This is a genomic window from Bradyrhizobium altum (assembly GCF_020889705.1).
GTDB lineage: Bacteria > Pseudomonadota > Alphaproteobacteria > Rhizobiales > Xanthobacteraceae > Bradyrhizobium > Bradyrhizobium altum.
This window is the reverse complement of record NZ_JACMYP010000001.1, coordinates 41,778-55,397: the sequence shown is the minus strand read 5'-3', so window position 1 is coordinate 55,397 and position 13,620 is coordinate 41,778. Positions and strand designations below refer to the sequence as shown.

Sequence of the window (13,620 nt, the reverse complement as noted above, 5' to 3'; positions counted from 1 at the left end):
GCTGTTGGACGCCTCCGTTCGCAAGTGCTTCAACTCGGAGCCTCCGATTCCGATACTGATCGATGTGGCGGAGCAGAAGCAAGACGCGCCCGATGCCGATCTGCACGACATCAGATTGGTCTGGGAGTACGGGAACGGCGAAGATCAGGTGCCGACGCTCCTCCGGTTGACCATGGTTTGTCCATTCAAGCCGACCTCTCAACCTACGCAGACTTCGGCTGAAGCGCACCAATTATCGTCGAGCAAAGGATGACATGTGTCCATCCGCGACTAAATGACTAACACGGGCTGCGCTCAGCCAAGTTGTCAATGAAAGTGCTTTTCACCTGACAGACATGCCGTGGGCGGCCGCTAGACGGCGGCCGCCCGTTAACGTTGATGCACGACAACTGCCGTAGACACATGAGGCGCCGTCGGCGATCCCGCCGCAGCATCCAAACTACGTCAAACGTTTCCGTGAGAATTATCCATCATTCCGTTCAGAAGCGCTTCAGCCCGGTACAGCAGCGGCTTCGCGCCGCTGCTCGACGCAATCGCAATCGCTGCGCGCAACTGATGCAGAATGGAAGTCCTGTCGTTCTCATTTGACGCCGGCGATATCGTCGCCTCTCCGAATAACGCCTCGGCTTCCAGGCCGGAAAATCCCTGCTGACGGGCGGTATTCCGGGCCTCTCGCAGCATCTTCAACGCAGCCTGTGCATCGCCGAGCCGGCTGAGAGCCAGCGCCAGGTAGATCGAGGTACGCAGCACGATCGAGGTATAGCCCACCGATCTGGCTTCCTCTCGACCTTCGACAAGCGTCACCCGCGCGTCAGCGAGACGTCCCTGTTCCAGATAGGCAATACCGAGATGGCAGGTGATGACCGGCACAAAGAGGCGAATTCCATACTTTTGTGTAATGGCAAAAGCGTCCTCCAGAATCGCCGCTGCTTCCCCAAGATTGCCCCGCCCGAGCGCCAGACAACCACCGCTATAGCCCGCGCCAACGCGATCAAATGGCCTGTTGCTCTCATCGGCGATTGCTGACGCGCGTTGATGAAACTCGGCCCCCGTATCAATCTCTCCCAAGGTCGTGTGGGTTACGCTCTTCATCATGCAGGACAGCAGCTCGAGGGTCTTCGGCGTCGTCCCGGGCGGCGCGCTGGCATCCGGCCCGGACAGGCGGAGGCAAGCCTGTCCCAGCATCTGCTCTGCGTCGCGATAACGCCCGGCAATGAAATAGGCTTGGCCAAGGCTGTATTGAGCAAGGTTGAGCCAACCTGGATTGCCCCACTCTCCCGCTAAGCGAGCAACCTCCTCGCCGGTTTCGATGGCCTCGATCGGCGTGCCGTAGAAGTTCTGCGCCCCCGACCTGACTGCCATCGCCGCAACCTTCCGCCCGATATCATCGATTGCGTTGGCGCGACCCTCCGCGGCCCTTCCAAGGTCGAACCATTCGGCGACCTTGCCCGCGCTCATGAACGCGGTGCGCGCCTCGATACGAATGTCTACTGCATCCGCTTCACGCAAGCGAGTAAATGGCACCTTATCAAGCGCGGTCATCGCGATCTCGAAGTAGTTAGCTGCATCGGAAAATGCCGATCGCGCCAGGCTTTTCCTCGCGGCGACCCTGCCGTAAGCGAAGGCTTTTTGCCAATCCTTCGCCCGCGTTGCGTGGTAGCAGAGCCTGTTGGGCTCATCATGCGAACTCCCACTGCCCTCCATTGTCGCAAGAATACGCGCATGGACGCTTTCTCGCACCTTTTCGACCATCGAGTCATAAGTCACCTGGCGAACCATTTCGTGCCGGAACTCGATCAAGCCATCCTGTTCGACATCGATCCTCACGAGAAACTCGGCCCGATCGAGAGCAGCCAGGCAGCGCTGCAGGATCTCCTGCGGCAGGCCGGCTACATCGCGCAGCAAAGATTCTGTCGAATGGGGCCCAGCGCCGCTGCAATCTGCAACAGCGAACGCTCCTCCTTCGATATGCGATCCAGGCGCGCGGCGATAACGCCCTGGATGCTGCTCGGAATTCCTAGCTCGCCAACCGGACGCGCAAGCGCCAGATCGCCCCAATGCCCGCGAAGGACTCCACGGTCCTTTAGGCTGCGGCAAACCTCTTCAATGAAAAGCGGCACGCTGGCCGTATGAAGCACGACGCGGCTCTTCAAATCGGCCATGTTCGCGGACCGCCCCAAGATGTCGTCCAGCATCTCCCGTCCTGCGTCCTCGCCGAGCGAACGCAACGCCGCGATTTCAGCGTTACAGCGCGCAACCCAATCCGGAATTCCGATCGGCCTGCTGGTCAGAAGCACAAGTAGCCCGGGTACCTGCAGCGAAGCGAGTGCCGCCATGACCGTCTCGCTGGCGCGATCGATCCAGTGCAGATCCTCGATGAGGATCACCGTGCGCCGGCGAACAACCAGGCTTTCGAGAATCGCACAGCTTGCTTCGCTGATCGCGCGGCCGCGCGCATGCGGCTCCAGTTCGCCCCATTCCGGATCCGAGATCGGACGGTCCAGCACCGCGTCGATGGCCGAGCGCTGAATCCCTGTCAGGCTCGTCAGGCCGTCCGTATCCGCCGCGGTGCCCTCCAGGATCGAGAGCATCAGGGCCTTTAGCGTACTGAACGGCGCGCCTTGAAGGTTCGGGCTGCATTCGGCATGGAACGGAAGCCAGCCCTCTCGGGTGAGCTCGTCAACGAACTCATGCACCAGCCGCGATTTCCCGATACCGGGATCGCCAATCAAGAGCGCCGTTTGCCGGTTCGGGCCGGCGTCCTGCGCCAACCGTCTGAGCAGCGCGATCTCATTCAGCCGGTTGACGAACCGCGCAACGCTTCGTGCCCGGCGCACCCGCCAACTGGAGACGTCGGTTGCACCCGTCACGCGGTAAATCGGCAAAGCCTCGCTGAACCCCTTGAGCTGCCTGCGTCCGAGAAACTCGAACTGAACGTTGCCTTCAGCAAGCTTCTGACAGGCTTCGGATGCGTAGACCTGATTCGGTTCAGCAGCCGCTTCGAGCCGCGCCGCCAGATGTTGTGCGGCGCCCCCGATCTCATAAACCTTGGAATATTCGCTGGCGACCATGTAGGCCACCACACGCCCCGAATGGAGCCCGACACGAACCTGAAGTCCCGGATCGCCCAAACCTGCCACGCGTCGAACGAGTTCGATCGCCGCGTGGCAGGCAAGCGGTGCGTGGTTGTCGTCCGCGATCGGGGCGCCAAATACCGCGGCGAGCCCATCACCCAATTCCTTGCTGACGATTCCGCCAAACTGGCGCACCGCGCCGCGCATGGCGGCCAGAGCGGGCTCCAGGCGGGAGACCGCCTCTTCCGGATCGAGGTCCGCTACGAGCCCCGTGGAATCGACCACGTCGGCGCGAAGGATCGTCACAAATCGCTGTTCGCTGTCGGGATCGACGCGCTTGGCTACGGCGGCACCGCATTGGGCGCACCAATTGTCGTCCGCTCCGATCGTCGATTGGCATGCAAAGCAAAGCATTCCTGCTCTCAAAGGCTGCTGCGGTCTCGCCAGTTCAGCATCCCGGTGAGCAGCTTAGAGTAGAGATTACCCATCGGGACATGCTTATCAATCCGGACGTGCAGTCTGCCCGCACGCGCGCCAACCCGAGAGGTTGCTAAACTGGACGAGATACAGTCTTGAGTGGTAGGTCGAGGCGCGAGAAATCAAACGGCGCAACTCGAGCCGTGCGACCGATTTCGTTCGACGTCCCCGCGTTGCATAACTTATGTATAACCAGAGCAAGCTAAAGTTGTAATGAAAGGGAAATCCTATGGGCGGAAGAGTATTCAATAACCAGCAATTCAAAGATCATATCAACGCGCACTACTATCCTTTGCAGAACATGGTCAAGAGCGTCGCTATACTTAAGGCGTCGGATCTCGTCGACATCGAGACGCTGGAATATGGCCAATACCAGCCGATCCTGTCGCCCAGGCACCAATGGCCTGGCGGAAGCGGCAAGTTGTGGCAGAAGGAGATGGGCAAGGCACGCCTGGACCTGGCCACTCAAGCAAGCACCGCAGCCCTCTCCAAGGACGAGGCCGGCGTCGTACCGCTGACGAAATGCACGCTGCTGGATGCCGCCGTCCGCAAGTGCTTCAACTCCGAACCGCCGATCCCGATGAAGATCGACGTAAAAGAGAAAGACAAGAATGCGCCGAACGCCGATCGGCATGACATTCTGCTGACCTGGGAACACGCCAATGGCGACAATCAGCCGCCAACGCTCCTCCTGCTGACGATGGTTTGCCCGGCCTGATCCGCGATCGCAGGCGGCATTTTCCGCACGACGGTATTGCACTCCGCGCGGCTGCCTGGTGGCAGCCGCAACAACGTTGGCGCGCCGGCGATGCCGTGGGGGATGATCTATGACGCCGGTCGGCGCTGCTGCAACAGCGCCCTCACCGCACGCTCCGCGGCGCGAGCGGAGCCGAAATAGCCGCCGTCGAGGCCGTCAAAGGCGCGATCCGAGGAGAAGAAGCAGAAGCCGCTGGCGTCGCTGACAACGATACCCGCGGTTCGATCCGATACTTCGATGACGTAAGCTTGAGACATTTGGGCTTTGGAAATTTGGGCTTGGGACATGCGTGCTCGATCGCCGGATGACGGCGCTCCTGTCTGATTGTCGGGTGCTTGGGATCGTCTAAGCGATCAACAACAGACGCCGGTCGCCGCCGAGACGCAGCGATGCTGCATGCGGCTTCGCATGTCGGACATCAAGCTGCGGTGGTAGTGTCTCATGGCAGTGACCTTGGACAACGCGGGATAGCGCGGATCAATATTCGGCCGAATCGCACGGCGGTCAATGAAATGACCAACCAAAGATCACCCCCCGGCGCGATGCCCCATTCGCGCCGGCCTGCAAAACAGCAGAGATTTGGCGATCACGGTTGCGATCAGCGGAATTGGCAGACGCTGGCCGGGCACCGTGCGTCATGGTGCCCGGCCGCACTCGCTCAGGGCAGGATGGGCGGGTGATAGGTGAAAGTCGCCATCAGGATCGCGGCCAGCAGCATCACGATCGGGAAGTGAATGAAGAACTGCACCGACGTGTAACCGATCAGATCCTTCGACTTCAGGCCGAGAATGCCGAGCAGCGGCAGCATCCAGAACGGGTTGATGAAGTTCGGCAGCGTCTCCGCGATGTTGTAGACCATCACCGTCCAGCCCAGATGCGCGCCGATGTCGTTGGCCGCCTTCATGATGTAGGGCGCCTCGATGATCCACTTTCCACCGGCCGACGGCACGAAGAAGCCGAGCAGCGCCGAATAGATTCCGACCAGGAATGAGAACACAGTGGAATTGCTGGAGGCGCCGACGAACCAGTGCGCGATCGTGTCCGACAGCGTCGTGCCGCTGCTGTTCGGCACCTTGGTCAGGATCTGCGCGATGCCGGCGTAGAACGGAAACTGCAGCAGCACGCCGGAGACGCTCGGCATCGCCTTGGAAAAGGACTCGATCAGGCTGCGCGGCCGCCAGTGCAGCACGATGCCGAGAATGAGAAAGACGAAATTGTAGGTGTTGAGCCCCGACAGCGTGATCAGCGGATTGCCCGACTGGAACGTCTGCCACAACCAGCCGGCGGCAAGCAGGGCGATCAGGATCGTCAGCAGTGGACTGAGTTCCAGCTAGTCGCCCGGACGGGCTGGCTTCCTGGCCTCGATGCGATCATCGCCGAGCGCAACGCCGAGGTCTTCCGCGGTCTTCGCCTGCTCGGGAGCCGGCGTCGTGAAATAGCAGATCGCCGCCGACACGACGCTCACCATCGCGACGGTGACCATGTTCTGCCATGTCAGGATGGTTTCCGAGAAGCCGATCACGCCGGTGATCGGCAGAAGCGATGCCGGAATGCTGCCGGCATTGGCCTGGAGCTGCGCGGCCGACGACGTGATGCCGAGGGTGAAGCCACAACCGAGCCCGAGATAGCCAGCCGCACCGGCTGCGCGATAATCGAGCCGGATATCGGTACGCCGCGCGATCTCCCGCACCAGCAGGCCGGAGAAGATCAGGCTCAGGCCCCAGTTCAGCAGCGAGAGAAAGATGCTCAGCATCCCGACGAACACCACCGCGCCGCGCCCGGTCTTCGGCACGCTCGCGAGCCGCGCCAGCACGGCCGCAACCGGCGGCGACATCGCCACGACGTAGCCGCCGATCGCAACCAGCGCCATCTGCATCGTGAAGGGAATCAGATTCCAGAATCCGTCGCCAAACGCGCGGCTGACGGCGAGCGGCGAACCGCCATGCAGGATCGCGCCTGCGGCAACCGCGATCACGGCGATCAGGACAAAGACATACGCATCCGGAAACCAGCGCTCCGCGAACACCACCAGGGCCTGCGAAAATCGCGCCATGATGTTATCAGCGACAGGTTTTCGCAGGCTCACGGTTTGGTCGTGCGTTGCATTCGTCATCAATCTGATCCCCTTCCGGTGATGCGGTTGGCCTTCAATCGTGATTGGTCATCAAAGCGCGAGCGTGAGGTCGGTGAGTGGCACGGCCTGGCAGGCGAGGCAGTGCCCCTCGCTCCCGTCGACAGGGCCGAGATGGGCGAATTCCCCATCGACCACCTCGACCGCGCAGCTTTCGCATTGCCCGACGCGGCAGCCGCTCGGCAGCGCGACGCCCGCCGCACTTGCGGCGTCGAGCAGCGTCCCCTGCTCCGGTCCCCACGAGAAGCACTGCTTGCTGTTGGCAAGCCGGATGGTTCGCGGCGCAAGATCGCTCGGCACCGACGGCGGCGACACGAAGCTTTCGGCAAAGATGTCGAATCGCGGGATACCGAGCACCACCGCAGCCTCGATCTGCGCCGCGACGAAATCCGGCGAGCCGCAGATGTAGACGAGCGGACGTCGTGCCAACAGCGGCCTGATCCGTTCGAGATCGAGCCGCCCCTTGCGCAACGACTGCGAAGCGACCGGGTCCTGCGCGAACGGGGCCGAATAGAATATCGCCCGCGTCAGCGCCTGTGTGCTGGCTTCCAGCTCGGCGAGCCGTCGCGCGAACGGATGCTCGCGACTGCTGCGGCAGCCGTGGAGCAGCAGGACTTCGGCCACGCGATCTTGTTGCGCTGTATGTTGCAGCGTCTCGAGATGGCTGATGAACGGCGTGATGCCGATGCCGGCAGCGAGGAAGACCAGCGGCCGCAGCCCCTTCAATGGCGGCGTGAAGATGCCACCCGGCGGCTCCAGCAGAACCTGGTCTCCAACGGCAAGACCATGCAGACGATCCGGCATGAAGAACGGCGCATCGCTGCTCCGCGCTTCATTGAGGAAACGTCCTTTCACTGCGATCGACAGCGCTTGCGGCAGGTTGCCCGATCCGGTCAGCGAATAGGCGCGGGCCTCCGCTGCGTCAGGCAACGCGATCATCACGTGTTGCCCCGGCAGGAAGTCCGGCAGCGGACCACCGTCAAGCGGCAGCAGGCTGAGGGCGATGACGTTATCGGCCTCGGCCCTGCGCTCGCCAACCACGAACCGCCGCTGGCCGCTCCAGACACCGCGGCTGGCCACGTGGTCCCGCCTGATATCGCAGACGATCGCGCGCAGCGGAACGGAGCCGCTGACCGGATCGCGCGCATCGTCGTGCAGCACCGCGTTGATGTTGTGCGTGAGGAGGCCTGCCGTATCCAAGCGATCGCGGCCGAGCGGCGGACAATCTTCCCACCAGCCGAATTCGGCGACGACAACCCGTTCGTCGAGCGCCGCATTGAGGCGCACCTTCAAGCGCACGGCACCGCCGGGTGTTTCCACCACGGCCCAGTCGCCTTCCACAAGTCCGCGCCGCTCGGCGAGTTGCGGGCTGATCTCGACGGCCGGATCGGGCGACTTTCGCCGCAGCGAGGCAACATGCCGCCAGGAGGAGTGAACGAACCAGCCGCTCTTAGCGGTGGAGAGCACGAGCGGAAAGCGTTCGTCCGCCGCTGTCGTGAGCGGGCTGCCGACCGGTTCGACATGATCGGGCAACGGGTCATGCCCGTGTCCCAGCATCAGCTCCGAATAGATCTCGACACGGCGTGTCGGCGTCGCAAAGCCTGCCGCCGTTCCGTCCTCGCGCGTGACGGCGTATTTTTCATCGCGAAAGACCTGCGGGAAGCGACGTCCTTCAGGATGTTCGCGCAGATCCTCGACACCGATGCCGAGCGGCGCCAGCTGATAATTCCAGCCGGCCTTGATGTCGCCGCCGAAGAACAGGTTCCCCATGCCGAGCTTGAGCGCGAGCGCGGCGGCGATCTCGTAATCGGCCTTCACTTTACCGATCGGCTCCACCATGCGCGGGCGAAACTGCACGGTCTCGACGGCTTCCTGCGTGATCTCGAACCCGATCTTGAGCGCGTCGTGCTCCCACGGCGTGCTGGCCGGTAGCACGAAATCGGCGCTCTCCGCGGTCGGGTTCATGAACATGTCGATATGAACCTGGAATTCCAGCGCGTTCAGCGCCGCGCGGTTGCGCTCCGAATGGCCCTGCGACACGACGAAGTTAGTGCCGAAGGCGACCAGTGCGCGCACCCGGTAAGGCTCGCCGTCGAGCACGGCCCGGCTGAAATCACGCGCCGTGATCCAGCCCTTCGCGGGAGGGCCAAGCGGTAGTTCGGCAAGGCCCAGCGCCTTGGCCTGCTGCTCCGGCGGCAGGATGTTGTAGTCGTTGAGGGCACGCGTCGGCGGCGGAACCGGCCAGCGATTGCCGCCGGGCCGATCGCACGCGCCAGTCAGCGCGTAAAGCGACGCGATCGCGCGTTCGATCGCGGTGGCGTTGGTGTGCTGACCGACGCCGGTCCAGGAATGATAGGCGAGCCGCGGCCGGGCCGCGAGCAGCGCGTTGAATGCGTCGATGTCATCGACGCGCAGCCAGGTCAATTCTGCGACGAGTGCCGGCGTATAGGGCGCGGCGCGCTCGGCCAGCAATTCGAACGCGGTTGCCGCGGAGATCATCCGGCCGTCGCAAGCACGGATCGACAGCGCGCCGCGAAGCTGGCCGCCGCGCTCCGGCGCGTAACGGGTGTCGCAAGCCTCTGGCGAGCCCAGCGCGTCGAGACGAACGAAAGCCTCAGGCGCACCATCCGGCCACAGCGCGTCGGCGCGCAGGAAGCGCCCGGTCGCGCGATCGACCAGCAGCGATCCATTGGTCCATGCGTCAACGAAATCCGCATCGAAGCTGCCGGTCGCGATGAGATGACGGATCGCGCCCATCGCAAGCGCGCCATCGGCGCCGGGGCGAATGCGCAGCCAGAGATCGGCCTGCTGACCCGATCCGTTCGGTTTGGGATCGACGACGACGACCTTGGCGCCGCGCCGCCGCGCGTCGGCGATCCGCGTCGCCTGCGCAAGCCAGGTGCGCGCGGGATTGTGGCCCCACAGGATGATCGCATCGGCATTGTCGTAATCAGGAAAGCCGACGCCGCGACCGAAGGTCAGCGCGTGCGCATAGTCCTTGTGCCAGCCGCAGATCTCGACCGCGTAGATCAGGTTGGGACTGCCGAAGCCGCGGATGAAGCGCTCGACCCACTCAAAGCTGTCGACCATCGGCGTGCCGCTCGGCGTGGTGACGCCGAACGCCACCGCCTCGGCTCCGCTCTCGGCGCGGATCCTGCCGAGCCGGTCGGCGATCTCGGTCAAAGCCTCGTCCCACGACACCTCGACCCAGCCGGGATCGGCGGCATCGCGCGGCCGGGTCCGCTTCAGCGGGACGGTCAGACGGCGCGGGCTGGCGACGATTTCGGGGGCGGCCCGCCCCTTGGCGCAGAGCGCGCCACCGGTGGGGTGGTTATTCAATACCTCTACACCGACAACGCGCCCGTCCTCGACCACGGTGACAGAACCGCAGCGCGAGCGACAAAGCGTGCAATAGCCGGGTAGCCGCTGTTTCACCGCCGTCTCATCATCAAGTCAGCCCTAGTGACGCATTGTTGTAATGCGTTACACATTTACGTCATACGCTACCGGGCGCGTCAAGGCTAAGTAATAATCAGGGACGAATCGGAGCTCCCGGCGAGAGGCACCCATGGACCAGAATTTGCGCGAACAGGTGCTCCAGCGGGTGCGCGCCGAGATCATTTCCGGGCAGAGCCTTCCCGGCACGATGTATTCGGTGCCGTCACTCGCGGCGAGCCTCGGCGTCTCCTCGACGCCGGTGCGCGAAGCGCTGCTCGAACTCAGCCGCGGCGGCTTGGTCGAGCCGATGCGCAACCGCGGCTTCAAGGTCGTGGGTCCGTCGCTGACCGAGCTACGCAATTTGTTCGACATGCGCGAGGTGCTGGAGCTGCACGCCGCGGTGCTGGTCGCCGCCAATCCTCCAAAGGATCTACCAGTCGTGCGCGGCTGGGCCGACCAGATCGCCAAGGCCGTCGAGACCGACGACGTCCAGCTCTATCTGGAGGCCGACCGCAACTATCATCGCGAGTTCATCGCAGCCGCCGGCAACGAGCTCTTGACCGAGATGGTGATGGGCCTGCGCGACAAGATGCGGCTCTATGGCATCAGCTCACGCGCCGGCCTCGAGCGGCAGCAGGCCTCGGTGCCCGAGCACTACCGGCTGATCGAGCTCGCGCTCGCCGGCGAGACCGAGGCGCTGCCGACGCTGCTTCGCAGCCACATCCGCTCCTGGGAGCCGATCTTCGTCGACGCCCTGATGCGCTCGAAGGAATACGCCCGGGAGCCGTTGAGGCAGGTGCGCGCGTAACGCACGGAGAGAGGCAGACAACCGGTCATAGACAGCCAGTCGCTGTGATCCGCTAGTCCAGAATGCTCTTGTAGTGCTCCGAGAAGACATCGCGGCCGATGATAAGCCGCATCACTTCCGAGCTTCCCGCCAGGATCCGATTGACGCGCGCGTCGGTGAACATGCGGCTGATCGGATATTCATCCATATAGCCCGCGCCGCCGTGCAGCTGGACGCCGAGGTCAAGCATCTTCCACTCGACTTCCGACGACATCATCTTGGCCTTGGCGCCCATGTTGCTGGTCAGGCGCCCCGCATTGTGCTCGGCCACGCAGTGATCGACATAGACCTGCACGAGGTCGATTTCGGCATCCATCTCCGCCATGCGGAACTGGGTGTTCTGCTGTTCGGCAAGCGGCCTGCCGAACAACTTGCGATCCATCACATAAGCGCGCGTGATGTCGAATGCCTTGCGGCCGTTGGCGATCGATCCGACCGCGGAGATCAGCCGCTCCTCGGCAAGGCCCTCCATGAGATAGTAGAAGCCCCTGCCCGGTTCTCCCAGCACGTTGGCCTTGGGCACCTTCACATCTTGGAAGAACAGTTCGGCGGTGTCCTGCGCCGGCATGCCCATCTTCTTGAGATTGCGGCCGCGCTCGAAACCCTCCATGCCGCGCTCGACGATCAAGAGCACCATCGCGTGCTTCTTCTCGGCGCCTGCGAGCCTGGCCGCCACGATCACCACGTCCGAATTGATGCCGTTGGAGATGTAGGTCTTCGAGCCGTTGAGCAGGAAATGATCGCCTTTGTCTTCCGCCGTCGTCCGCATGCCCGCGAGGTCCGAGCCCGCGCCAGGCTCGGTCATCGCGATCGCCAGGATGGTCTCGCCGCTGACGCATTTGGGCAGAAAGCGGTCGCGCTGCTCCGCGGTGCCGAAGCGCTTGAAGTAGGAGCCGACCAGGCGGCTGTGCAGCGTGTTGAACCAGCCCTTGCAGCCGGAGCGCGCGGTCTCCTCGATGATGATCTGCTCATAGCGGAAGTCCTCGTCGCCCATCCCGCCATATTTTTCCTCGGGCCAGATCATCAGGAAGCCGAGATCGCCGGCCTTCGTGAACGCGCTGCGGTCAACGATGCCGGCCTCCCGCCACGCCTCCATATGGGGCGCGATCTCGCTCGCGAGGAACTTGCGGTAGGAGTCGCGGAAGATGACCTGGTCTTCGGTAAAGCTACGCATCATTCACCCAATAGCGCTCTCAAGCGGCGCGGAAACCGGCCGGCGGGCGGCGCGGCACGCACAAAAAAATTCGGAGCGCCGGTTCTGCTTCAATCAAAACCGGCGCTCCGTCATTGAAACAGGCGACGCCTTACTTGCCCTTCCAGTTCGGCGCGCGTTTTTCTGCGAAGGCAGCCGCGCCCTCGCGGGCATCCTCGGACACGAAGACGGGACCGACGATCTCCTGCTGCTTCTTCCACATCTGGTCTTCCGGCCAGAGCCGGGATTCGACGATCACCTGCTTGGATGCCTTGACGGCGAGCGGGCCATTGGCACCGATCGCGGCTGCAAGCTCGAGCGCGGCGTCGAGGGCCGGACCATCGGTCACGCGATTGATGATGCCGAGCTCGTAGGCGCGCTGTGCGCCGAAGAACTCGCCCGTCAATGCGAACTCCATCGCCACGCGGAACGGCATCTGGCGCGGCATGCGGATCAGCCCGCCGGCCGCAGCAGCCAGCCCGCGCTTCACCTCGGGGATTCCGAACTTGGCGTTGCGGTTGGCGACGATCATGTCGCATGACAGCGCGATCTCCATCCCGCCGGCGAGCGCGTAGCCGTCGACGGCCGCAATCAACGGCTTCTTCGGCGGCGCCTCGGTAAGGCCGGCGAAGCCGCGGCCGGGGATCGACGGCCGCTCGCCCTTCAGGAACCCCTTGAGGTCCATGCCCGAGCAGAATGTGCCGCCGGCGCCGGTGATGATGCCGACGCTAAGGGCATCGTCGGCGTCGAGCCGGTCGATCGCTGCGGCCACGCCCTTGGAGAGGGCGAGGTTGGCCGCGTTCTTGGCTTCCGGCCGGTTCAGCGTGATGATCAGTATGGGTCCGCGGACTTCAGTGAGGACCGGAGTTTCTTCGGACATCGCTTTCGTCTCCTGTTGCCGTGCTTAGCGCGGAGCCATACGGATGGCGCCATCGAGGCGAACGTCTTCACCGTTGAAGTAGCCGTTGGTGATCATGGTCAGCGCCAGCTGCGCATATTCCTCCGGCATGCCAAGACGTTTCGGGAACGGCACCGACGCGCTGAGCGCGGCCTTGACGTTCTCCGGGGCGCCCTGCAGCAGCGGGGTGTTGAAGATGCCCGGCAGGATGGTGTTGACGCGGATGCCCTCGGCCATCAGGTCGCGCGCGATCGGCAGGGTCATGCCGACGACGCCGGCCTTCGACGCCGAATAGGCCGCCTGTCCCATCTGGCCGTCCTCGGCCGCAACCGACGCCGTGTTCACGACCGCGCCGCGCTCGCCGTGCTCCAGCGGGGACAGCGACAGCATGCCCTGCGCCGACTTGGCGATGCAGCGGAAGGTGCCGACGAGGTTGATCTGGATGATGCGGTTGAAGGCGTCGATCGGGAAGTGGGTGGGCTCGCCGGTCTTCTTGTCCCGGCCGGCGGTCTTCACCGCGTTGCCGGTGCCTGCGCAGTTCACCAGGATGCGCTCCTGGCCGTGCGCCGCGCGGGCCTTGGCGAAGCCCGCATCGACCTGCTCGTCGGAGGTGACGTCGACCTTGCAGAACACACCGCCAATTTCCTTGGCGATGGCTTCACCCTTCTCTTCGTTGAAGTCGAAGATCGCGACCTTCACACCTTGCGCAGCGAGTGCCCGCGAGGTGGCCGCGCCGAGGCCGGAAGCGCCGCCGGTGACGACGGCGGCGACCGATGAATCGAGTTTCATGGCAATATCCTTTCGCG

General features: G+C 63.7%; 9 protein-coding genes and 1 pseudogene. 2 read left to right on the top strand and 8 right to left on the bottom strand.

Going from position 1 to position 13,620, the window contains the following annotated elements:
* Positions 1-444: 444 nt before the first annotated feature.
* Both H8B02_RS48330 and H8B02_RS48325 read right to left on the bottom strand, forming a co-directional pair.
* Positions 445-1,905 (bottom strand): ATP-binding protein, encoded by a 1,461-nt coding sequence (locus H8B02_RS48330; protein ID WP_312000580.1) that lies wholly within the window; start codon positions 1,903-1,905, stop codon positions 445-447.
* Complete coding sequence (locus tag H8B02_RS48325) at positions 1,890-3,488, bottom strand: ATP-binding protein (protein WP_312000579.1); 1,599 nt, start codon at positions 3,486-3,488, stop codon at positions 1,890-1,892. The genes H8B02_RS48330 and H8B02_RS48325 overlap by 16 nt, the downstream gene beginning before the upstream one ends.
* 292 nt (positions 3,489-3,780) lie before the next feature.
* Between H8B02_RS48325 and H8B02_RS00190 the strand changes: the two genes are divergently transcribed.
* A complete protein-coding gene (locus H8B02_RS00190; RefSeq protein WP_229163919.1) occupies positions 3,781-4,269 on the top strand; it encodes a hypothetical protein in 489 nt (162 codons plus the stop codon).
* Positions 4,270-4,376: 107 nt separating this feature from the next.
* Here H8B02_RS00190 and H8B02_RS00185 read toward each other — a convergent pair whose 3' ends face one another.
* The 3 genes and pseudogenes from H8B02_RS00185 to H8B02_RS47730 form a co-directional block, all read right to left on the bottom strand.
* Positions 4,377-4,565, bottom strand: coding sequence for a hypothetical protein (locus H8B02_RS00185; protein WP_229163917.1), 189 nt, complete (start codon positions 4,563-4,565; stop codon positions 4,377-4,379).
* A gap of 401 nt (positions 4,566-4,966) precedes the next feature.
* Positions 4,967-6,421: pseudogene (locus tag H8B02_RS00180) on the bottom strand (short-chain fatty acid transporter).
* A 51-nt stretch (positions 6,422-6,472) separates the two neighbouring features.
* Complete coding sequence (locus tag H8B02_RS47730; RefSeq protein ID WP_229163916.1) at positions 6,473-9,874, bottom strand: molybdopterin-dependent oxidoreductase; 3,402 nt, start codon at positions 9,872-9,874, stop codon at positions 6,473-6,475.
* A gap of 133 nt (positions 9,875-10,007) precedes the next feature.
* On the opposite strand from H8B02_RS47730, the gene H8B02_RS00170 reads away from it, so the two are divergent.
* Positions 10,008-10,685, top strand: a complete 678-nt coding sequence (locus tag H8B02_RS00170) for a GntR family transcriptional regulator (protein ID WP_229163915.1) — start codon at positions 10,008-10,010, stop codon at positions 10,683-10,685.
* Positions 10,686-10,737: 52 nt separating this feature from the next.
* Here the strand turns inward: H8B02_RS00170 and H8B02_RS00165 are convergent, their stop codons facing one another.
* From H8B02_RS00165 to H8B02_RS00155, 3 genes are all read right to left on the bottom strand, one after another.
* Positions 10,738-11,898, bottom strand: coding sequence for an acyl-CoA dehydrogenase family protein (locus H8B02_RS00165; RefSeq protein ID WP_229163914.1), 1,161 nt, complete (start codon positions 11,896-11,898; stop codon positions 10,738-10,740).
* A gap of 130 nt (positions 11,899-12,028) precedes the next feature.
* Positions 12,029-12,796, bottom strand: a complete 768-nt coding sequence (locus H8B02_RS00160) for a crotonase/enoyl-CoA hydratase family protein (protein ID WP_194459953.1) — start codon at positions 12,794-12,796, stop codon at positions 12,029-12,031.
* Between the two features lie 24 nt (positions 12,797-12,820).
* Positions 12,821-13,603: an SDR family NAD(P)-dependent oxidoreductase gene (locus H8B02_RS00155; RefSeq protein ID WP_028340063.1), complete on the bottom strand. Its 783-nt coding sequence runs from the start codon at positions 13,601-13,603 to the stop codon at positions 12,821-12,823.
* Between the last annotated feature and the right edge of the window lie 17 nt (positions 13,604-13,620).

Bases quoted from the DNA above. Each gene is read 5' to 3' on its own strand.
- H8B02_RS48325 (WP_312000579.1), bottom strand. From the start codon at position 3,488: ATGCTTTGCTTTGCATGCCAATCGACGATCGGAGCGGACGACAATTGG.
- H8B02_RS00190 (WP_229163919.1), top strand. From the start codon at position 3,781: ATGGGCGGAAGAGTATTCAATAACCAGCAATTCAAAGATCATATCAAC.
- H8B02_RS00185 (WP_229163917.1), bottom strand. From the start codon at position 4,565: ATGTCTCAAGCTTACGTCATCGAAGTATCGGATCGAACCGCGGGTATC.
- H8B02_RS00170 (WP_229163915.1), top strand. From the start codon at position 10,008: ATGGACCAGAATTTGCGCGAACAGGTGCTCCAGCGGGTGCGCGCCGAG.
- H8B02_RS00165 (WP_229163914.1), bottom strand. From the start codon at position 11,898: ATGCGTAGCTTTACCGAAGACCAGGTCATCTTCCGCGACTCCTACCGC.
- H8B02_RS00160 (WP_194459953.1), bottom strand. From the start codon at position 12,796: ATGTCCGAAGAAACTCCGGTCCTCACTGAAGTCCGCGGACCCATACTG.
- H8B02_RS00155 (WP_028340063.1), bottom strand. From the start codon at position 13,603: ATGAAACTCGATTCATCGGTCGCCGCCGTCGTCACCGGCGGCGCTTCC.